Annotated in this window: 15 protein-coding genes; 7 read left to right on the top strand and 8 right to left on the bottom strand. The window is 63.4% G+C overall.

Going from position 1 to position 19,484, the window contains the following annotated elements; all coding sequences use genetic code 11:
- Nucleotides 1-3 precede the first annotated feature (3 nt).
- The 4 genes from HKK57_RS21710 to HKK57_RS21695 all read left to right on the top strand — a co-directional run bounded on the left by HKK57_RS21710 (nucleotide 4) and on the right by HKK57_RS21695 (nucleotide 5,218).
- A complete protein-coding gene (locus tag HKK57_RS21710; protein WP_104912536.1) occupies nucleotides 4-645 on the top strand; it encodes a peroxiredoxin-like family protein in 642 nt (213 codons plus the stop codon).
- Between the two features lie 63 nt (nucleotides 646-708).
- Nucleotides 709-2,379, top strand: a complete 1,671-nt coding sequence (locus HKK57_RS21705; protein WP_154906070.1) for an NAD(P)/FAD-dependent oxidoreductase — start codon at nucleotides 709-711, stop codon at nucleotides 2,377-2,379.
- A 5-nt stretch (nucleotides 2,380-2,384) separates the two neighbouring features.
- A complete protein-coding gene (locus HKK57_RS21700) occupies nucleotides 2,385-3,857 on the top strand; it encodes an amidase (RefSeq protein WP_070995709.1) in 1,473 nt (490 codons plus the stop codon).
- Between the two features lie 23 nt (nucleotides 3,858-3,880).
- Nucleotides 3,881-5,218, top strand: coding sequence for a cation:proton antiporter (locus tag HKK57_RS21695; protein ID WP_050493066.1), 1,338 nt, complete (start codon nucleotides 3,881-3,883; stop codon nucleotides 5,216-5,218).
- Nucleotides 5,219-5,376: 158 nt separating this feature from the next.
- Here the strand turns inward: HKK57_RS21695 and ycaC are convergent, their stop codons facing one another.
- Nucleotides 5,377-6,003: an isochorismate family cysteine hydrolase YcaC gene (gene ycaC, locus HKK57_RS21690; protein ID WP_029300559.1), complete on the bottom strand. Its 627-nt coding sequence runs from the start codon at nucleotides 6,001-6,003 to the stop codon at nucleotides 5,377-5,379.
- 63 nt (nucleotides 6,004-6,066) lie between these two features.
- Nucleotides 6,067-6,756: an isochorismatase family protein gene (locus HKK57_RS21685; protein WP_169390740.1), complete on the bottom strand. Its 690-nt coding sequence runs from the start codon at nucleotides 6,754-6,756 to the stop codon at nucleotides 6,067-6,069.
- Between the two features lie 305 nt (nucleotides 6,757-7,061).
- On the opposite strand from HKK57_RS21685, the gene HKK57_RS21680 reads away from it, so the two are divergent.
- Complete coding sequence (locus HKK57_RS21680; RefSeq protein ID WP_169390739.1) at nucleotides 7,062-8,051, top strand: LysR substrate-binding domain-containing protein; 990 nt, start codon at nucleotides 7,062-7,064, stop codon at nucleotides 8,049-8,051.
- Between the two features lie 55 nt (nucleotides 8,052-8,106).
- The gene (locus HKK57_RS21675; protein ID WP_169390738.1) at nucleotides 8,107-8,628 is read left to right on the top strand and encodes a ClbS/DfsB family four-helix bundle protein; all 522 of its coding nucleotides are present in this window, start codon (nucleotides 8,107-8,109) and stop codon (nucleotides 8,626-8,628) included.
- A gap of 79 nt (nucleotides 8,629-8,707) precedes the next feature.
- On the opposite strand, the gene HKK57_RS21670 is transcribed toward HKK57_RS21675, so the two are convergent.
- Nucleotides 8,708-9,508 (bottom strand): AraC family transcriptional regulator, encoded by an 801-nt coding sequence (locus HKK57_RS21670; RefSeq protein WP_224791092.1) that lies wholly within the window; start codon nucleotides 9,506-9,508, stop codon nucleotides 8,708-8,710.
- A gap of 484 nt (nucleotides 9,509-9,992) precedes the next feature.
- On the opposite strand from HKK57_RS21670, the gene HKK57_RS21665 reads away from it, so the two are divergent.
- Entirely contained in the window at nucleotides 9,993-11,249 is a 1,257-nt protein-coding gene (locus HKK57_RS21665) for an MFS transporter (protein ID WP_029300551.1), read from the top strand.
- Between the two features lie 41 nt (nucleotides 11,250-11,290).
- Here HKK57_RS21665 and HKK57_RS21660 read toward each other — a convergent pair whose 3' ends face one another.
- The 5 genes from HKK57_RS21660 to HKK57_RS21640 are packed head-to-tail and all read right to left on the bottom strand — an operon-like array spanning nucleotide 11,291 to nucleotide 19,476.
- Entirely contained in the window at nucleotides 11,291-12,634 is a 1,344-nt protein-coding gene (locus HKK57_RS21660; RefSeq protein WP_154906074.1) for an MFS transporter, read from the bottom strand.
- Nucleotides 12,635-12,650: 16 nt separating this feature from the next.
- A complete protein-coding gene (locus HKK57_RS21655) occupies nucleotides 12,651-13,865 on the bottom strand; it encodes an MFS transporter (protein ID WP_070995692.1) in 1,215 nt (404 codons plus the stop codon).
- 60 nt (nucleotides 13,866-13,925) lie between these two features.
- Entirely contained in the window at nucleotides 13,926-16,643 is a 2,718-nt protein-coding gene (locus HKK57_RS21650) for an AMP-binding protein (RefSeq protein WP_070995691.1), read from the bottom strand.
- Nucleotides 16,640-18,442: a CoA transferase gene (locus tag HKK57_RS21645; protein WP_050492811.1), complete on the bottom strand. Its 1,803-nt coding sequence runs from the start codon at nucleotides 18,440-18,442 to the stop codon at nucleotides 16,640-16,642. The genes HKK57_RS21650 and HKK57_RS21645 overlap by 4 nt, the downstream gene beginning before the upstream one ends.
- The gene (locus HKK57_RS21640; RefSeq protein ID WP_029293811.1) at nucleotides 18,439-19,476 is read right to left on the bottom strand and encodes a methyltransferase; all 1,038 of its coding nucleotides are present in this window, start codon (nucleotides 19,474-19,476) and stop codon (nucleotides 18,439-18,441) included. The genes HKK57_RS21645 and HKK57_RS21640 overlap by 4 nt, the downstream gene beginning before the upstream one ends.
- Nucleotides 19,477-19,484: the final 8 nt, after the last annotated feature.

The raw sequence follows: 19,484 nt of genomic DNA, 5'->3' as shown, positions 1-19,484 counted from the left end.
CAAATGTCGCTCAAGGAAAAGCTACAAACCGTCAAGGACCAGATGGCCCAGTTGCCTGCCGAAGTCCTGCACAAGTTCCAGGCATCGCTACAGACGCTGCTCGACAGCCATTTGGGCGACAAGGCCCTGAAGGCCAACGACAAGGCGCCCCTGGCGGTGCTCAAGGATGCTGACGAGCAGGATGTGGACCTGCGTCAGTTGCTGGATAAAGGCCCATTGGTGCTGGTGTTCTACCGAGGCCTGTGGTGCCCCTTCTGCGGCCAGGCATTGACCGCCTACCAACAGATGGTCGCAGACCTGGCCGCCTCCGGCGCCACCCTGGTGGCGGTGTCGGCCCAGACCCCGGAGTTCTCGCGCAAGACCCGCGAAGCCCTCGGCGTCAAATACCTGTTGCTCAGCGATACCGATAACCAGCTGGCGCGCCAGTACGGCATCGTGTTCAAGCTCGAAGACGAGCTGGATGAGGTCTATCGCTCCCTGGGTGCCGACCTCAAGCTGTTCAACGGCTCCGACGCCCTGACCTTGCCCATGGCCAGCGCCTTTGTGATCGGCCAGGACGGGCTGATCCGCGCTGCCTTCGTCAACGTGGACTACTCGCAACGGGTAGAGCCACAGCAATTGATCACGGCCGCCAGCCGCGCATAACCGGCAATTCTCGCCGAAGGCGCCCACGCCTTTGGCGAACCCACTTGTTCAGGGACTGACGACATGAAACGAATCGCAATCATGGGGGCCGGCGTAGCCGGTCACCTGGCCGCGCTGTACTTCAAAAAAAGGCTACCGGGTGTCGAAGTCATCCTGATCGGGCGCCCGGACCGCAAGCGCCCGATTGTCGGCGAGTCCACCGTCGAGTTGACCACCCACTTCTTCAAGGGCCTGGGGCTGGGGCGCCTGCTGGAAGAAAAGCACTACCACAAGTACGGCCTGACCTATTACCTGAAGCTGCGCAACAACCCCGAGTGCCGCAACTACGTGGTGCACGAGGCACCGGGCGTGATCCGCATGCCGGCCTACAACCTCAACCGCTTCAGCTTCGACAAGGACCTGCGCCAGATTGTCGGTGATCACCAGGTACACATGATTGAGGCCGACGTCACCGCCGTCGACCTCAATGCCGGTGAGCACGCCACCCACCTGCTGACCCTGCGTAGCGCCGCCGATGAGCAACAGCAACTGACCGCCGATTGGGTAGTGGACGCCACCGGCCGCAATCGTTTCATGGCGAAAAAGCTCAAGCTGCACAAAGAGGCCACGTACCAGCGCAGCACCTTCTGGCTCAGGCTCAAGGACTTCGACCGCAGCATCTTGTCCAGCATCACCGCGCACAAGGACAAGCATCACTGCTACGACCCGTACTACGTGACTCATCATTTTTATGGCAAGGGCTACTGGATCTGGATGATCCCGATGCGCAGCGATGACGGCAACGAGATGATCAGCATCGGCATCACCTACCGGCCGGACATGATCGAGCAGAAAATCAGCACCCTGGAGGCCTTCAAGGAAAAGGTCATGGCCGACCATCCGGTGATTACCGAGTTGATCGAGTCGGGCCAACTGGTCGATACCCAGGCCATGCACAACTACATGTACGAGGCGCGGCAATACTACTCGACCGAGGGTTGGTTCCTGCTGGGCGACGCGGCCTTTACCTTCGACCCGGCCAACAGCGCCGGGCTGGCCTATGTGGCGCAGCAGATCCCGCAAGTCGCGGCGATGATCGAGAAGGATATCCACGGCAGCCTGACCCCCGCCTACGTCAATTGCCTGGAATCGCACATCCAGGCGCAACTGGCCCTGCAGGACACCTGGAGCAAGTGGTACGAGGTGATGGACGACCCGTTCATGATGGGCTGGACCCTGCTGTTCGCCAACATGGCGTACTTCCATGTGGTGTTGCCGATGTACATGACCGGGGATTTTCTCGATGGTCATCAGGCCCAGCAATTTGCCGACCTGCTGCCGCGCTACACCCGCGAGATGCAACCCTCGCCCCTGCCGTTTGCCTGCCTGCTGCAAGAGATCCGCCGCTCCAACCCGGGCTTGAGCCCGACGATGATGCCCAACCTCTATTCGCGCACCATCAACTTCGACCTGTACAAGGCCGACAACCGCGCACGGCCGATTTACGCGTCCAACTATTACCTGCGCTCGGCCTTGCTCCGGGTGCGGCTGATGAAAATGGTCAAGTGGTCGCTGTCTACGCGCCACCTCAGGTTGTTGCTGCGCCATGGCTGTGGCGCCGTGCAGGACCTGGCGCGGGCTGCGGTCCTGCGCCTGCGCCCTTCGCTGTTCTACAAATATGGCGAGTCGCCGGAGTTGCTCAAGTCGCCGTTTGGCAAGGACGGTGGCTTCCTCGACCTGGTACGTCGCGGATGAACGGCATGGCGCAGGTCCGCACAGACCTGCTGGAACTGAGTGCCGTGCAACTGGCGTGGTTGATCCGCGGCAAGCAGATCTCCCCGGTGGAGCTGATCGAGCAATGCATTGCGCGCCTGGAGCAGGTCCAGCCGTTATGCAATGCCATGGCAGTCGACCTGTTCGACGACGCCCGCGCCGCAGCACGCCGGGCCGAAGAGGATGTGCTCAAAGGGCGGCCATTGGGACGCCTGCATGGCGTGCCCTTCTCCATGAAAGAAGGCCTGGGCCTTGCGGGGTACCCCAAGACCTGCGGTTCACGCCTGCGCAGCAACAGCCGCGCCCGCAGCACCGCCACGGTCGCCACGCGGCTGCTGGCGGCCGGCGCCATCCCCCTGGCCCTGGGCAATCAGGCCGAGATGGCGTTGTGGCCCGAGACGGACAACCTGGTGTATGGCCGCACGCTCAACCCCTACGACCCCTTACGCACCGCCGGTGGCAGCAGCGGTGGCGACTCTGTAATGGTCGCCAGCGGTTGCGTGCCCTTTGCCCTGGGCACCGACGGCGGCGGCTCGATCCGCATCCCGGCGGCGTTCAATGGGATCTTTGGCTTGAAGCCGTCGCGGGGGCTGGTGCCGCTGAGCGGGCATCTGCCACTGGATGAGCAGCGTGTGTCACTGCCGGTGTCCCAAGCCGTTGCCAGCCACTTTGCAGCGGGCCCCCTGTGCCGGTACGCAGAGGACCTGGGCGCAGTGCTGGAGGTCATCGCCGGCAGCGACGGCATCGACCGCAATATCCATTCGAGCTACCAACAACCGGCCCAGGCGACACCGCTCAAGCGTGTATTCGTCTGCCTGCCGGCCCCTCTCAAATGGGGCACGCCACTCTCGGCCGCCGTGACTGGCGGGGTGATCGAGACCGGCCAGCGTTATGCAGACCAGGGGGTGGAGGTGCAAGCCTGGAATGAAGGCTGTTTGACCAACGCCTTTTTTATCTGGCTGGCCGTCCTCAAGTGCGAGACCCGCATTCACCTGGCCGATTACCTCGGGGATGGGCAGCCACTGAATTATCCACGGGCGTTGTATGCAGCCCTGGCTGGCAGGCCGCAGTTCTCCCGGGGGCCACTGCTTGCCAGCTTGATGGACAGCTGCGGCGATCGGCTGGGCAACCCGGGGCTCGCGCGGTTCCTCAAGCAGCGCGATCACTTGCAGCAGGCCCTGGCCGGGCTGTTCGACGGCCAGAGCATTCTGGTGTTGCCGGCCACCCCGAGCGTGGCGCCGGCCCATGGCAGCGCCCTGCATCGCCCGTTCGATATCGGCTATTGCGCGCTGTTCAATGTTCTCGGTTTTCCGGCCCTGTGCGTGCCCATCGGGCGCCTCGACCACGGCTGCCCGGTGGCCGTGCAACTGGTGGCCGGGCTGGGCCAGGACGCGTTGTTACTGGAAGCCGCGCGCTTTCTGGAAATGGAATTGGGCGGTTGGCGCAAGCCTGCGCTCTAACACTTCAAGCACTAGGACACCCCATGCAAACCAACACCAGCGCTATCACGCTCCAACCCCCTGCGCCTGCGGGCGGACAATCGGCCGTGGGTTCCCAGGCCGAGCACTTGACCCTATTGTTCCTGATCCAACTGATCGTGATTTTCAGCGCCAGCCGCCTGATCTCCTGGCTCAGCACCCGCTGCCTGGGACAAACCCCGGTGGCTGGGGAGATTCTCGCAGGGCTAGTCCTGGGCCCGAGCCTGCTGGGGTATTTTTTCCCGGAGCTGCTGAGCAGCATTTTTGTGCCGCAAACCTCCACGGCCTTTGTCGCCACCGCTCAGGTCGGCCTGATTCTGCTGATGTTCCAGGTGGGCCTGGAATTTGAGTTCGGTGCCCACCTCAAGGGGCGTAAGCGCTCGATCATGGCCATCAGCTTGGGTGGCCTGCTGGTGCCGTTTGTCAGTGGCTTCCTGGTGGCCGAGTATTTCTGGCAACAGATCGTCGGCGACAAGCCGCCACTGCTGGCCTTCCAACTGTTTTTTGCCACGGCGTTGTCGATCACGGCCCTGCCGATCCTCGGGCGGATCTTCATGGAGCTGGGGCTGTCCCGCTCCCGCGTGGCCACCCTGACGGTTGGCGCGGCGGCCATCGATGATGTGTGCGGCTGGCTGATCCTCGGTGGGGTAACGTCGATCATTGCATCCAACTTCAGCGTGTGGGCGTCACTGGGCAGGATCCTTGCGCTGGCGGTGTTTATCGTGTTGGTGCTGTGGGTGGTGCGGCCCTTGGTGCTGCGCTGGATCATCGGCGACCTGGAGCGCAAACCACTGTCGGCCCAGGGCATATCCCTGATGCTGATCGTGCTGTTTGGCAGTGCGGTGATTACCAACCTGATCGGCGTGTTTTCGATCATTGGTGGTTTTATCATCGGCGTCGCCCTGCACACCCACCGGCCCTTTGTCACACAGTGGAATGCCAAGGTCAGTGGCTTGGTCAATGCGTTTTTCCTACCGGTGTTCTTTGCCTACACCGGCCTGCGCACCGACATCGGTTCGCTCAACGGCGACACGGCGCTGCTCAATTGCTTTTTGGTGTGCCTGGTGGCGTTTGCCAGCAAATTTTTCGGGGCCTATGGCGCCAGCCGCTGGCTGGGCGAAACACCGCGCAACAGCGCGCTGATCGGCGTGTGCATGAACACCCGAGCGCTGATGGAATTGGTGGTGCTTAACGTGGGCTATGACCTGGGTGTTTTGCCCAAGGAGTACTTCACCATGCTGGTGATCATGGCCATTATCAGCACCTTTATCGCCTCGCCGCTGATCCGCCTGCTGACGAGTGAGGAGCGACGGGTGCCGGTGGGCCAGCCTGCGGTGAAATAAGAGACCAGACACCCCGCGTTATCGTTAACGATTTTCGCCAGCCTCTTTTGTAGGAGCTGGCTTGCCAGCGAAAAACTCAAGCACGCCGCGGTTCTTCAGGTTTCCCGCGTTATCGTTGACGTTTTTCGCCGGCAAGCCGGCTCCTACAGGAGGTGGGGCTATTTGCCTTCGGTCAGCGCGTTGTAGCTGGTGAATAGGTTGCGATAGTCAGGAATGTGGTTGGAGAACAAGGTCCCCAAACCTTCGATATCGTTGCGCCAGTCGCGGTGCAGTTCACAGGCCAGGCCAAACCAGGTCATCAACTGCGCACCATTGGCCGACATACGGTTCCAGGCCGATTGCTGGGTCAGCTCGTTGAAGGTACCGGAGGCATCGGTCACCACAAACACTTCATACCCTTCCGCCAGGGCCGACAGTGCCGGGAACGCTACGCACACCTCGGTCACCACGCCAGCGATGATCAGTTGCTTCTTGCCAGTGGCCTTGATGGCCTTGACGAAGTCTTCGTTGTCCCAGGCGTTGATCTGACCCGGGCGGGCAATGTACGGCGCGTCCGGGAACAGGGCCTTGAGCTCGGGCACCAGCGGGCCGTTGGGGCCGGTTTCGAAGCTGGTGGTGAGGATGGTCGGCAGCTTGAAGTATTTGGCCAGGTCAGCCAGGGCCAGGACGTTGTTCTTGAACTTGTCGGGTTCGATATCGCGGACCAGTGACAGCAAGCCAGCCTGATGGTCAACCAGCAGGACAGCTGCGTTGTCTTTGTCCAAGCGAACGTAGGGTTTAGACATCTTGATGCTCCTGGTAAAAAGGCGCGTCCCGAAATGGGCCGCACCGGGGAAGGTCAGCCGTATTTACTTGCGCTGGGAGTCTAGCTCTTCGTGGTTATTTGCCACTTCCTGCGCCTTGATGTAGCTCTCGATCAGCAATTGATAGTGCGGCATCGCCTGGGTATAGACGTTCGCCCACTCCTGGGCATCCGGACGGTTCCACGAGCCTTGCAGCTCCGACAGCGTGCCCATGATGTCGATCGGCACCACGCCGGCCTGGGCCAGGCGTGCGACAGTCAGGTCGGTGGCCAGTTTCGAGTGGTTGCCCGAGGCGTCGACCACGGCGAATACCTTGTAGCCTTCATGCACTGCGGCAATGGACGGGAACGCCAGGCACACGCTGGTCAGGGTGCCGGCAATCACCAGGGTCTTCTTGCCGGTGGCTTTGACGGCGGCACGGAATTCAGGGTTGTCCCAGGCGTTGATCTCGCCACGGCGGGCAACGTATTGGGCGTGGGGCGCCGATTCATGGATTTCCGGGATCAGCGGGCCATTCGGTCCCTGAGGCACCGAAGCGGTGGTGATCACCGGGATTTTCAACAGCGTCGCCGCCCTGGCTAAGGCGATGGCGTTGGCACGCAATTGAGGAACATCAATGTCCTTGACGATCTGGAACAGGCCACTCTGGTGGTCGATCAGCAACATCGCGGTGTCGGTGGGATCAATCGTCGGCTTCTGACCATTAAAGTTTGCAGCGTTACCTGAAGCGCTCATTTGCATATCCTCTTGCGTGGATGAACCTCCCTGGTGTCATTGCCTGCCAAATTCCCGGCAAGCTCTGCACGTCCTGTGCAGATACGAATGGGGTGTGACTCGACAGATCAGTTCGCTAGCGGGGCCTCTGGCTTCACAGCGCCTGACCACAGCTGACAATTCCAACAATGGAACGCCCCCGCCCGCTGCCGTCTTCGCCGCACATCGGCAGCCGGGAAGAAACAGCCGCTCCACCTTAGTCATCACGCTAGGTATCCGGTAGTGGTTGAATTAAACTTCAGAATCTCAAAAATGGAACGATCCCCATGTTCGACCTCAATGAACTCTTCCTCTACGCCAAGGTGGTTGAGCATGGTGGTTTCGCGGCGGCCGGTCGGGCGCTGAACATGCCCAAGTCGACCTTGAGCCGCCGGGTCAGCCAGCTAGAAGCGCGGCTGGGGGCACGCCTGATCCAGCGCTCTACCCGTCAATTCCAGGTCACCGATATTGGCCTGGCCTACTACCGCCACTGCGTGGCGATGACCGCCGAAGCCGAGTCCGCCGAAGACCTGATTGCCTTCAACAAAGCAGAGCCGCGTGGGGTGATTCGCCTGAGCTGCACCACCGCACTGCTCAATTACTGGGTGGCGCCGATGCTGGCCCAGTTCATGGCCCAGTGCCCCAGCGTCGAACTCAACGTGAAGAGCTTCAACCGTAAGGTCGATGTGATCAGCGAGGGCTATGACATTGCGCTGAACCTGTGCTTTCCCCCCCTGGAAAGCAGTGACCTGGTGATGAAGTTGCTCGCCAGGAGTTCCCAGGTACTGGTGGCAAGCCCAGGTTTTTTGCAGGAGCACCCACTGCCGCAACACCCCACTGACTTATCAGGACTGCCGACCATCAGTTGGGGCAACCCGATGGTGCAGTACGTGTGGGCGCTGACCGGCCCAGAAGGTGTGACGGCTGAGATCAGCCACGTGCCCAGGCTGATCAGCGATGACATGCCCACCCTGAAAAGCGCGGTGCTGCTGGGCGTCGGGATCGCCAACCTGCCGCTGGCGGTGGTCGAGGATGAATTAAAAGAAGGCCGCCTGGTCCGCGTGCTCGCGCAATGGCAACCCACCGAAGGCGTGATCAGTGCGGTTTTCCCTTCACGGCGGGGGCTGCTGCCTTCAGTGCGGACCTTGATCGACTTCCTGGCCCAGGCGTTTGAGGCACAACAACAAAGCCAGGCGCACGAACGAACACTAGCAGCAGTCACGCCTCTGAATCGCCCGCCCGCCGATCCCCCCGGGAAGAACGCCCCGAATGGCTGATACCCATGCAGGACACATTTCTGACGAATAGAATTTTTTGCATGACAGGTGATATATGGCGGTCCCTCAGAACAAACAAGAACTGCTTGATGCCATCAACACCCAGTACGAAAAACTGCTCACTGTCATCAAGCAGGTGCCGATGCAACGGGTCAACGAATGCAGCCTGGAGGGGCATGCCAAGGGAACGCAGATGAGCGTCGCCAACCTGCTCGCCTACCTGGTGGGCTGGAACGAATTGGTGCTCAAGTGGCTGGACGCAGACGCCGCCGGCAACGCCATAGACTTCCCGGAAACCGGCTTCAAGTGGAACCAGTTAGGCCAGCTTGCACAGAAGTTTTACCGCGACTACGAGGGCATCGCTTTTGAGCCACTGCTCGATCGACTCGACACAGCAAAGCAGCGCATCGTCTCCATCATCCAGAGCCGCGACAATACCGAGCTTTATGAATGCCCGTGGTATGAGCACTGGACGATGGGGCGGATGATCCAGTTCAACACCGCGTCCCCTTATGAAAATGCACGCGGGCGCTTGCGAAAATGGCTTAAAACGCAAGGCACGCTGAACCTATCCTAAGCGCCGAAACGCTCCCGTTGTTCAAGGAGTACGCGCTCAGCCTGCACCTGCGTAGCAACCTTAGGCAGCGGCCCGCTATTCAAACGACGCGGTTGCCACATACCGACTTGGGCGTGTGGCCAAAGTGACGGGTAAACGCCGCCGTCAGGTTATTAGGATGCTGGTAACCCACTTTGTATGCCACCTCGGACACCCGGTAGCCGGCGGCCAACAACTCCCGTGCGCGGGTCATGCGCAGTTCCAGCAAATAGCGCCCCGGGCTGATGCCGTGGACCTGGCGGAAGTATTCCTTGAGCCGGTATTCGCTCACGCCCATGGCCGTGCACAAGTAGGCGTTGTTCAGTGGCTTGTCCAGATTGGACTGCATGAAGAGGTCAATGCGGTCCAGGGTGTCGAGGTCCCTGGCCGTCAATTTGGCTTGTCGGCTCGACGTCACTTCGAGGGCTTGCAGTTGCTCCGACAGCAGGCTCAAGGCGTGAATGCGCTGGGTCAGGCCGTCTTCTTGGTGAATGCTCGGGCTTTTCAGGCGCCGCAGGTGTTCGCTGGGGTTGATGTCGCAGCAGGCCACCTGACGAAAACTTTCATGCGGGCCCAGGGCACTGCCGAGCAGGCCTTGGCAACGCTGCGGGCCAATAAAGCGCGCCAGGGCCGATTCGGTAACCACCAGGCGCAGTTGCTGGATCGGCGTATCGGCGGCATACACCCGCTGGCCCTGGCCCTCGCGAAAAATCGATACGGTGGCCTGGTTGGGCTGGAATTTCATTTCCCGGCCCTTCGGGCAACGGAACTCCGATTGCCCGGACAAGGCGAAGGCAATCACCAGCATGCGCTCTGCGCCCTCGTGCTGGCACAGTTCGGCGCAGATCTTATGGGCAGTCATCTGTGACTTGATCACCGTGAATCCCGCTTCGCAGTCCAACCGTTCAACCTGAAATGTGCCCGTCCCCGCCGCCCCTTCAAACTGGGTCCAATTGGAAGACTCCGACGTTTCCTGGCTTGCCCGGGCCGGGCTCGATAACTCTCGCATATCCATCCCCCTTAAATACGCGCGCCTGGCTCGACCGGCCGCGCTTGCCTACCTTCCTTGCGGTGCCATGACCAAGCAGGCACCGGTCTTATGGCTGCGGATCAGACTACAGGGCGCGGCAAATGCCTGGGCACCTGCCGTTTGCCATATGTAATTCACCGCCGCGCACACACAATGCTAATCATTCTCATCTCCGATTGCACTAACATCCCTTCCTGGCCGGCCATATCCGCCTGCGCCACTGCGCCCTGGGTTGCCAGGGCACCGCTGCCACAGCCTGCAGCCCGATCCGGGAGGTGGGCCTGCGCCTGATCGGGCGCCAATAAGGAATGCCGCAATGCCGACCCCTGCTCTACGCACTTCATGGTGGCCCCAGCAACTGTTGCTGGGCTGGCTCAACCTGGCGCTCACCGCGCCGCTGATCTACCTCTATATCGGCCTGCCCCTGGTCATGCGCCAGAACGGCTGGAGTGGCACGCAGATCGGCCTGATGCAATTGGCCGGCCTGCCCGCCATGCTCAAGTTCCTGTTTGCCACCCCAGTGGATCGTTACCGGCTGGGCCAGGCCAGCTACCGCAACTGGACCCTGTTGCTGATGCTCTGCTACGCCGCCGCCCTGGGCCTGCTCGCCGCCCATGACCTGGGTAACACGCCAGCGAGCCGGATGTTCCTGCTGGCGATGCTGGTCAGCGTACTCGGCACCTGGGCCGACGTGCCGTTGAACGCTCTGGCGATCCAGATCCTGCCGGAGTCGGAACGGGTACGTGCCGGCGCCATCCGTTCTGCAGCCATGTCCCTGGGCGCGATAGTCGGCGGTGGTGTGATGTTGCTGCTGCACACCCGCGCCGGCTGGGCCTGGCCCTTCTACGTGCTGGCGCTGGGTTTGCTGTCGGGGGTCTTGCTGCTGCCCTGGCTCAAGCCCCAGGCCACGCCATGCCAGAGCCTGCCCGCCCCACTCGCGCCCCTGGCCGGCTGGCGCCAGTGGCCCGGTTACTTCGCCATTGCCGAACATCGCACCTGGGCCTTGCTGGTGCTGGTGTATTACCCGTTCCTGGGCGCGGTGTGGCTGTACCTCAAGCCATTGATGCTCGACCAGGGCTTTGCGGCGGACCGCATTGCCTTGATTGTCGGGATCGTCGGCGGCCTGGCCGGCGCCCTCTCCAGCATGCTCGCCGGGCGCTTGACCCGGCGGATCGGCGCCAGTATCAGCCTGCCGCTGCTGGCCCTGGGCAATCTCGTGGCTATCGGCTTTCTGACACTGGTGATAATCGCGGGCCTGGGGCACAACGCGCTGATTGCCGCCGCCCTGCTAGTGGCCCTGGCTATGGGAGCCTCAGCCGGCCTGATGTTTGGTTTGATGATGTACCACACCCGTCCTGGGCTCGCAGCCGTGGACTACGGCATCCAATCGAGCCTGTTTGTCGCCGCGCGCACCCTGGTGCCCATACTCGCCGGGGTGTTGCTCGACCGTCTTGGCTACCCCGGCATGCTCGGCTGCCTGCTGGTGGGGCTGGTCCTGGTGCTGCTGCTGGCCTGGCATAGCCGCAGGCGAATCTTCAGCCTTGACCGCCCCGCTCAACTGCAAGGCGTATAAGGCTTCTACTGCAGGAGCGGGCTCGCCCGCCCCTACAGCCGTCACCCCAGCACCTGGCCCCGGGTTTCCCGGGCCTGTAAAGCGATGGCGCTGGCCAGCAGCAACAGCCCGCCAAGCAAGATAAAAATCGCCGTCGCGCCCCAATGCAGAGCCAGCACCCAGCCCATGCCCACCGCCCCCAACAAAGCCCCGCTGCGGTTGCACAGCGCGCCCCAGGCCGCCCCCTTGCCCCGCAACAACGTGGGATACAACTCGGGCGTGTACAGGTGCAGGCTCATGTTCGCCGCGTAAAGAAAAAATGAACAACTGGCGGCCAGCAACGCTACCAGCAGCACTTGCTGCCAGGCCACAGTCAAGGCGATCAGCAGCAGGCTCAGGCCGGCTCCCAGGTAGCCGCCAAACAACAAGCGCACACGCCCGATCCGGTCCACGCACCAGGCTGCGGCCATGCAGCCGCCGAGGCCGGCGATGTTGCTCCACAGCGTAAAGTTCAGGGCTTGTGCCAGGGAAGTGGAAAACACCTCCACATAAAGGCTCGGTAGCCAGATCAACAAGGCGAAATTCACCAGATAGCCGAGGAACCACAGCAACCCGACACTGCCCGAGGCATGACGCAGCACCGGGTCGAACAGCTGCCGCCAACGCCCGCTGTCCCGAGGCCGTGCTACAGGGGCTTCGGTCAACAGCGGCGTGGCCACCGCATGGCCGCTGGCGCGCTCCATATACGCCATGCACGCCTGCGCCCGGCGCAGTTGCCCCCGCGCCGCCAGCCAGCGCGCCGACTCGGGCACATAGAGGTAGACCGCCACCGCCAACACCATCGGCACGCTGCCCAGCCAGTACAGTGGTCGCCAGCCCATCACCGGCAATGCCCAGGTGCAAGCCACCCCAGCGAACATCAAGCCACAGGGGAAGGACAGCTCATACAGCAGTACAAAGCGCCCGCGTACCTTGGAGGTGATGATTTCGCTGAGGTACAGCGCGGCAATCGGCACCTCGGCGCCAATCCCCAGCCCTTGCAGCAGGCGCCCCACCAGCAGCCCTTGCCAATCACTGGCACAGGCAATCAATGCACTGAACAACCCGGTCAGGAGCATCGCCGCCAGTAATACCGGCTTGCGCCCTACCCGGTCTGCCAGCGCCCCGGCGCACAATGCGCCCAGCAACATGCCAAAGGTGCCACTGCCAACGATCAGGCCGACCTGGGTTGGGTCCAGTTGCCATTGCTGCTTGAGCAACGGCAGGGTGAACGAAATCAACAGCAGGTCAAAGGCTTCAAAAAAGGTGATCACCCCCAGCAACAACCGCACCCGGGCCTGCCAGCCAACCACCGGCAGGCCTTCGATGCGTGCGTTGATCTGGGCACTCAATGCAGTTTGCGACATGACGGCTCTCCTGTGCTCAATCAGCCAGGGTGCCGGGCTTGCCGGCGCGCAACGAGACGCACAACTCGCACAGCAAGATGACAATCAACGCCTGCAACGGCAGGTCCCAGCCACCTGAGTACTGATGCAACAAGCCCATGCCCAGGGGGCCCAGCACCGCAATCATAAATCCAAAGCCCTGGGCCATCGCCGACAGCTGGGTCGTGACCTGCTGATCGGGGCTGCGCAGCACAAACAGCAAGGCACTCAGCGCCGGTCCCGCCCCCTGGCCGATCCCCAGTACCAGCATCGCCAGCCAAGCCAGGGACAATGGCCCGTACAGCAAGCCCAGGCACCCGGCAAGGCACAAGCCTACGGTCGCGGCAATATAGCCACGCTGGTCCTTGACCCGGGCTGCCAGCACCGGCGCGAAGTAGCCGCCCAGTACCAGGCCTACCTGAGACACTGCCAAGTACAGCGCCGCCTCGGCAACCGTGGCACCGCGCTCGATATAGATGCTCGGCAACCAGGCCAGCAAGGCGTAGAGGTTCAAGGCCTGGAAGCCGAAGAACAGGGTGATCGACCAAGCCGTACGGTTTCCCAGGACTCGCGGGCGGGCCGCGCTCAATGCGGTGGGCGCAGCGGCAAGCGGTTGGCCATGCCCCAGTTGGGGGATCCAGAACACCAGGGCGACCACCGCAGGAATGGCCCAGGCGCCCAAGGTCAGGTAGGCCGCATCGACATTCGCGCCCAGGCCCTGGTAGATCGGCACGGTCAAGCCAGCCGTCAACACTGCGCCGCCGCCGAGCATCAGCGAAAACACCCCCATCATGTGGCCGATCTGCCTGGGCTGGAAGCGCTTGCGCACCAGGGCCGGTACCACCACGTTCATCACCGCGATCCCCACCCCGGCCAGCAAGGTCCCGGCAAACAGGCCACCCACCCCCAGGGCACGCACCCCACAGCCCACGGCCAATACCAGCAACGCGGCAAACAGCGTACGTTCCTCGCCGAAGCGCTGGCGCAGGCGCACGCCGACCAGGGCAAACAGGCTCAGGCAGATCGGCGGCAGCGAGGCGACCAGGGTGGCCTGGATCGTACTCAGGTGCAGCTCGCCGAGGATCGGTCCGACCCCGGCAAAAGCGATGCGCAGGTTCAGCGTTACCACAATAAAACCCAGGAGCAGCCACAGCTCGCCGCCTGCCGCAGCACGTGGCCGCAGCCCGCTGGTGGCGGATTGTTCAATGCTCATGTAAACCTCCAGACAATAAAAAGCCCTACCCATGGTGGTCCATGGGCAAGGTTGAACAGATCAGGTCGGGGAGCTGGCCAGCAGGCAGTGGATCGGCAGGCCTTTGAGGGGCTGGGCCGTGACCTCGGTAAAGCCCTGCTCCAACAGCAACGACTGGATAAAGCTCACGGCGTAGGTGTCGCCACAGTCGGTCAGGCCGAGCATCTGCGCAGCGAACAAACGGGGCAGCGGATCGAGGGCCGGGTCGAGGCCGGTGGTCATGAAATCGCTGATCAGCAGCTTGCCACCGGGCGCCAGCACCCCACGGGCGCGGGCGATCAACTGGCGGCAACGTTCTGGGTCGAAGTGGTGGAGAATCTGGCTCATGATCACCAGTTCGTACTGGCCGGGGATCTGCAGCGAAAAGATATCGCCACCGATCACTCGCGCCCGCTCGGCCACACCGAACTGCCTGGCAAAACCCTCGGTGACACTGGCCACCGACGGCCAATCGAGGCCAGTGACCTGAGCCTGAGGGTACTGCTGGGCGAAGGTAAAGCCATAGATGCCATTGCCACACGCCACATCAAGAATCCGCAGGGGCGTCTGCCGTGCCGTCCAGTCATCCAACAGCTTCACCAGCCGCCGCGCCGTGGTGCGGCTGGTACTCTCGATCCCGGCGGCAAACTCCTGCCAGTAAGGATGGTCATCGGCCTCGATGTTCTGCGCCAGGGTACTTTTGCCGGCGATTACCGCACTTTTGAAATCGCGGAAGGTTTCCCACATCAGGTCGGCGCTGTAGACATGGGCCAGGCCTCCCACATACTGCTGGCTCTGGCTCAGCAAGTAGCGACGCGACAGGTCGTTGAGGCCGTAGCACCCGTTATCGCCAATGTGCAGCAGGCCCAACCCGGCCAGGGCCGAGAGCAGGATGCGCATGCCGCGCTCGCTGGTGCCCAGCTGCCGGGCCAGGGTCGCGGCGCTGGCGGGGTGTTCGGCAAGGCCATCGAAGACCTTCAGTTCAATGGCGGCGCGCAGCACCCCGGCCCGTTCGACCCCGGTCAGGAGGTCGAGAATCGGCGCGGCACTGAGGGTTACGCAAGAAGCAGATACGTTCATGTTAGTGCTCGAGAGTTCGTCACGTAGGGTGGCTTTGTCGACTTTCCCCGAAGGCGCCAGGGGAAATGCCCGGTGCACGCTGATAGCGTCCGGCCATTTGAAGCGTTCCAGGCCAATCTGGTGTTGCAGGAAATGATTGACGGCCTCCAGGCTCAAGCCCTCGCGGGGATCACGCAGCACCACACAGGCTTGCACCCAACCCTCGCCGCTTGCCTGGGGTACGGCGACCACCGCGACATCCAGTACCTGTGGATGTTCGTGCAAGAGCATTTCCAACTCACCGGCATTGACCTTGACCCCCTTGCGCAGGATCACGTCGGACTTGCGCCCCACCACTTGCAGGCGGCCCTCGGCATCGAGTCGGCCTTTGTCACCGGTCTTGACCCAACCACCGGCTGCCCGTGCGCTCTGGTTCAGCTCTGGGGCGCCGTAATAGCACAGCGGGGTCATGGGGCCGAGGGCCCAGATTTCACCGACTTCGCCCAGCGCCAGCGCTTGCTGCTGCTCGTCCATGATCCGCACGCTGACCACGCGTGGGTCCGGCTTGCCCACACTGCTCACCAGCACCGACGCAGGGTCGTCGAGGGCGGTATGGCAGGCCACGCCATCCGCCGAGCCGTAAGACTGGATCAGGCTGCAACCCAACAGGCGCTTCACGCCACGGGCGGTCTCGGCACTGAGGGCCGACCCGCCGCTAATGATGGCCTCAAGCGCCAGCGCGCCCTTGGACCAGGGTTTTTGCTGCAACAACGGGCTGGCCAGCAACAGGTCGACCATATTCGGCCCCGCATACAGGTGGGTGACCTGGTACCTGACCACCGCGCGCAGCACTTCATCGGGGTCAAAGCGCGGCAGGGTAACCAGCGCCCCGCCCTGGGCGGCCATCACACAGGAGGTGGCCAGTGAGCCGAATGGCGAGGCCAGGGGCACGCAAAACAGCGCCCGCACCGGTGCGCCGCTCTGGCTCAGGCTATCGAGATAAGCCGCCTGGCCACCGAGCAAACCATTGTGGGAATAGGCCACCAGCTTTGGCTCCGATTCCGAACCCGAGGACGCAATCAGCCGCGCCGGGCCATCGGCATCAATCCACCCCGCTTCATAGGCCAACTGCGGTCCATCCCACAGTTGCTCCAGATCGAGCCAGCCCTCCAGGCACGGCCCCTGCAGAATGCGGATGCGCAAGGCCGGCAACTGCGCGCCCAGCTCATCGATCATCGCCCCATAGTCGCTTTCGCCGACCCAGCGCGCGCAGACCAGCGCCTTGGCCCCGGAGCGCTGCAACAGCGAACGGCTTTCATGCTTCTTGCGACCAATGGGAAACGGCAGCACTACCGCCCCCAGCGCCGCCACGGCCAGGTCCAGGGCACAGGCCTGCCAACCATTGGCCAGGTTCACCGCCACCACATCACCGGCGACCACGCCCTGTTGCTGCAAGACCTTGGCCAGGCTCAAGGCGCGCGCCAGCAACTGTTGGTAATTCAGGCAGTAGTGGGCATCCGCCACTGCCAGCGCCTGGGGTTGTTGCATGGCCAGGCGATAAAACGAGGAGAACAGATCCAGGCCCTGATACAACCCCTGTTCACGCCACTGCTGTCGCAGGGCGCGGGGCACCAGGTCAATAAATTCGGGGTGGCCTGGGTGGCTGTCGACAGCCGCCCGGGCCAATAAGGCGCCATTCATAAGTTGGAAATCTCCCAGGGGTTGTTCACATGTAGGTAGGCCGATTGGCGCAAGGCGCCCGCCAGCAGAGGTAGATCGGGCAATTGGCGCAGGTCGGCAGTGACGGCCACGGCCATCACGCCCATAGCCTGCAACGCGCGGCAGCAGGCATGGGTGTCTTGCTCGGCGCACCAGGGCGCCAGGCCCGGGTCGGCTTGGAGACGGGCCAGGCCATCGCGCCCTCGGGCGCTCTGCGCGCGGTCGAGCATCAACCAACCGTCGCGACAGGCGAAGGCCTCGGCCGGTTCCGGTGCCTGCCCATCGGGTTGCCCGGCCAGCAGCAGCGCGGCGGCGCCGGCCATACAGGAATCGAGGTAGCGCCCGCGGCCATCGCGTTGCCGGGCGTAGAGCGCGGCGACAATACCTTCGGCCGCCGCCACTGCGCCGAGTACGTCGACCAGGGTAATCAGCGCTCCGCCAGCAGCGCCGTGGGGCTGGCGAATCCGCTCGGCCAGACCGCTGTAGGCCTGGATCATAAAGTCGGTACCGAGGGGCTGGTCCGATGTCGGTGCGGGCCCGGTGCCCGAGGCCGAGACATAGATCAACCGCGGCAGCAGGCGTGCAAGGGTGTGCGGCTGCAAGGCCAATTGTTCGTCCCGCCCCGGAGCCCAGTTATGCAGAAACACGTCGGCGTGAGCCAGCAGAGCCAGCAGTTCGGCGCGCCCGGTGGGGGCTTTCAAATCGATCTGTACAGTCTGTTTGCCCCGATTGATCGCGTCGAAATGCGCCGAGATTTCACCGGCCATTGGCGGCATGCCGCGCATCGGATCGCCTCCCGGCGGTTCGACCTTGATCACCGTTGCGCCCAACAGCCGCAGCACATGCCCGGCCAATGGTCCCTGGATCAAGCGACAGCACTCCACCACGGTGATCCCTTGCAACGGCAGACCGGCATGCTGTGGTGGCTGCTGCTCGTCGGGCCCGTTCACGCCTGGCCCTGGGGCGAATTCGGTGCAGCGCCAGCCACCGCTCTGAATCCATGGTTGGAACACCGGTTGGTTACGGCAATCCTGCCAACGCTGCAAGGCGCACAGTGCAGTGCCCGCCTCCTTCGCCATGGCTTGCAACTGGGCAAAATCATGTTCACTGGCGGCGCGCATCAGTGCGGCCGGCAACCAAGCCGTGGCTCGGGTGTAGCGTTGCATAAAGGGACGCCAGCCCTTGCCAGCCACGGCAATATCGACCCCGGCCTGCTGCCAGAATCGCAGCCAGGCATCCGGGTTCAGGGCTTCGAGTTCGAACACCACGCCATCGGCACTGGTAAAGGGAGGCCGCACCGCATCCGCCGGGGGAGCGGGCTCGGGTGGGTAGCCGCCGTCGGCGCTGTCCATGGCCAGATATTGGCCGATCGCCAACAGCGCCGCACCGCCATGGCTCATGGCAAGCCGCGCCGCAGGCAGACCACGCGCCTGCCCCAGCAGGCTGGCCAGTGCGGCAGTCAACAACAGCGAGGCCGTGAACGTCGCGCAGTAATCCACGCCCAGGGGTAAAGGCTCGCCGCTGGAGCGTTGGTGCAAGGCGGTCAGGCCGACCACCGCCTCCACCAGCGCAGCGCTAGCGGCCACGGTCGAGGGCGCGGGCCATGGCCGCAGGTGCAATTGGACCTGATGCCCTGCGTCATCGCACAAGGTTTGGCCACCTGTCGCCACTTGCCCACCCTGAGCCTTCAAGCGGCGGGCCAGGGCCTCGGCCACGGGGGCCAGTTCTGCCGACCAGGCCGACGCCGAGAGGTGCAAGGTCAGGTGCTTGAGCAGGCTCATCGCACACCCTTGCGGGCCAGCCGTACGGTCAGCGGCGCCATCGGGAAGTCGCACTCACCGGCATGCTCTACCGTGGCGAAGCCGGCCTGGGTCAGCAGCCCGACCAATTCCCCGGCACGCGGGACGAAGCGCCCGGCCATGAGCATCGGTAGGTAGTAAGGCATGACTCGGGCATTCATCGCCGGTTGTTCGGAACGCTCGGCGTGGGCGCAGACAAACACCCCGCCGGGGCGCAGGGCGCCATGCACGCGACGCAGCAGGCCAAGGCAATCGGGCACGAAATGCAGCACCGAAGAGCACCAGATCACGTCATAGCCTTCACCGAATCCGTCCTTGGCCAGATCGCCACCGATGATTGCGACCCGCTCCTGCAAACCCGCTTCGGCCGCCAGTTGCCCGGCCACCGCCGCCGTCGGTGGCCAGTCGAAGACTGTCGCGTGCAGGCCGGGGTAGCGCTGCGCCAGAGCCTGGGCCACCAACCCCGGCCCGCCGCCAAGATCCAGCACCCGCTCGGCGTGCTGCACCTCGGGCAGCATCTGCAACAACCCCAACACTGCGGGCACACTGATCGCCCGCTGCTCCTGGGCAATATGGGTGGCTGCCGCCGCGGCCCAATCCTGACCACCGCTGACGGGTTTGGCGGGCGCCGTGACCGGTTCGCCAAACACCCGCTGGCGCAGGCCGGCACCTGCCTGGCGCAGGGCCTTGACCCGATAATGCCAGGCGTCGACGCAGCCCTGCGGCCCCGGCAGCCAATAGCGCCGGGAGGTTTCGCTGAGGCCATAGCGGCTGCCGTTCGGGCCGTCGATGCGCTGCAACAGCGCCATGCTCCACAGCAGTTCAAGCCAATGCCCGGTGTTACCCGGCGCCAGTTGCAGGCGCGCAGCCACGGTCGGCACGTCGAGGGGCTGCGCCAGCACACTGAACAGGTCCAGCTCCAGGGCCAGCGTCAGGGCTTCGGCCTGGACCGCAGCGCCGGCCAGTTGCCAATAGGCCTGCAGCGGATGGCTGTGGTTGAAATCAATAATATTCACGGTCTGGA

Source organism: Pseudomonas sp. ADAK21, assembly GCF_012935735.1.
Lineage (GTDB): Bacteria > Pseudomonadota > Gammaproteobacteria > Pseudomonadales > Pseudomonadaceae > Aquipseudomonas > Aquipseudomonas proteolytica.
This window is presented reverse-complemented; position numbering and strand designations above follow the sequence as displayed.

Excerpts from the sequence above, each read along its gene's own strand:
- HKK57_RS21655 (WP_070995692.1), bottom strand. The coding sequence starts at position 13,865 with ATGAGCATTGAACAATCCGCCACCAGCGGGCTGCGGCCACGTGCTGCG.
- HKK57_RS21660 (WP_154906074.1), bottom strand. The coding sequence starts at position 12,634 with ATGTCGCAAACTGCATTGAGTGCCCAGATCAACGCACGCATCGAAGGC.
- HKK57_RS21685 (WP_169390740.1), bottom strand. The coding sequence starts at position 6,756 with ATGAGCGCTTCAGGTAACGCTGCAAACTTTAATGGTCAGAAGCCGACG.
- HKK57_RS21710 (WP_104912536.1), top strand. The coding sequence starts at position 4 with ATGTCGCTCAAGGAAAAGCTACAAACCGTCAAGGACCAGATGGCCCAG.
- ycaC (WP_029300559.1), bottom strand. The coding sequence starts at position 6,003 with ATGTCTAAACCCTACGTTCGCTTGGACAAAGACAACGCAGCTGTCCTG.
- HKK57_RS21700 (WP_070995709.1), top strand. The coding sequence starts at position 2,385 with ATGGCGCAGGTCCGCACAGACCTGCTGGAACTGAGTGCCGTGCAACTG.
- HKK57_RS21695 (WP_050493066.1), top strand. The coding sequence starts at position 3,881 with ATGCAAACCAACACCAGCGCTATCACGCTCCAACCCCCTGCGCCTGCG.
- HKK57_RS21675 (WP_169390738.1), top strand. The coding sequence starts at position 8,107 with ATGGCGGTCCCTCAGAACAAACAAGAACTGCTTGATGCCATCAACACC.
- HKK57_RS21680 (WP_169390739.1), top strand. The coding sequence starts at position 7,062 with ATGTTCGACCTCAATGAACTCTTCCTCTACGCCAAGGTGGTTGAGCAT.
- HKK57_RS21705 (WP_154906070.1), top strand. The coding sequence starts at position 709 with ATGAAACGAATCGCAATCATGGGGGCCGGCGTAGCCGGTCACCTGGCC.
- HKK57_RS21645 (WP_050492811.1), bottom strand. The coding sequence starts at position 18,442 with ATGAGCCTGCTCAAGCACCTGACCTTGCACCTCTCGGCGTCGGCCTGG.
- HKK57_RS21665 (WP_029300551.1), top strand. The coding sequence starts at position 9,993 with ATGCCGACCCCTGCTCTACGCACTTCATGGTGGCCCCAGCAACTGTTG.
- HKK57_RS21650 (WP_070995691.1), bottom strand. The coding sequence starts at position 16,643 with ATGAATGGCGCCTTATTGGCCCGGGCGGCTGTCGACAGCCACCCAGGC.
- HKK57_RS21670 (WP_224791092.1), bottom strand. The coding sequence starts at position 9,508 with ATGACTGCCCATAAGATCTGCGCCGAACTGTGCCAGCACGAGGGCGCA.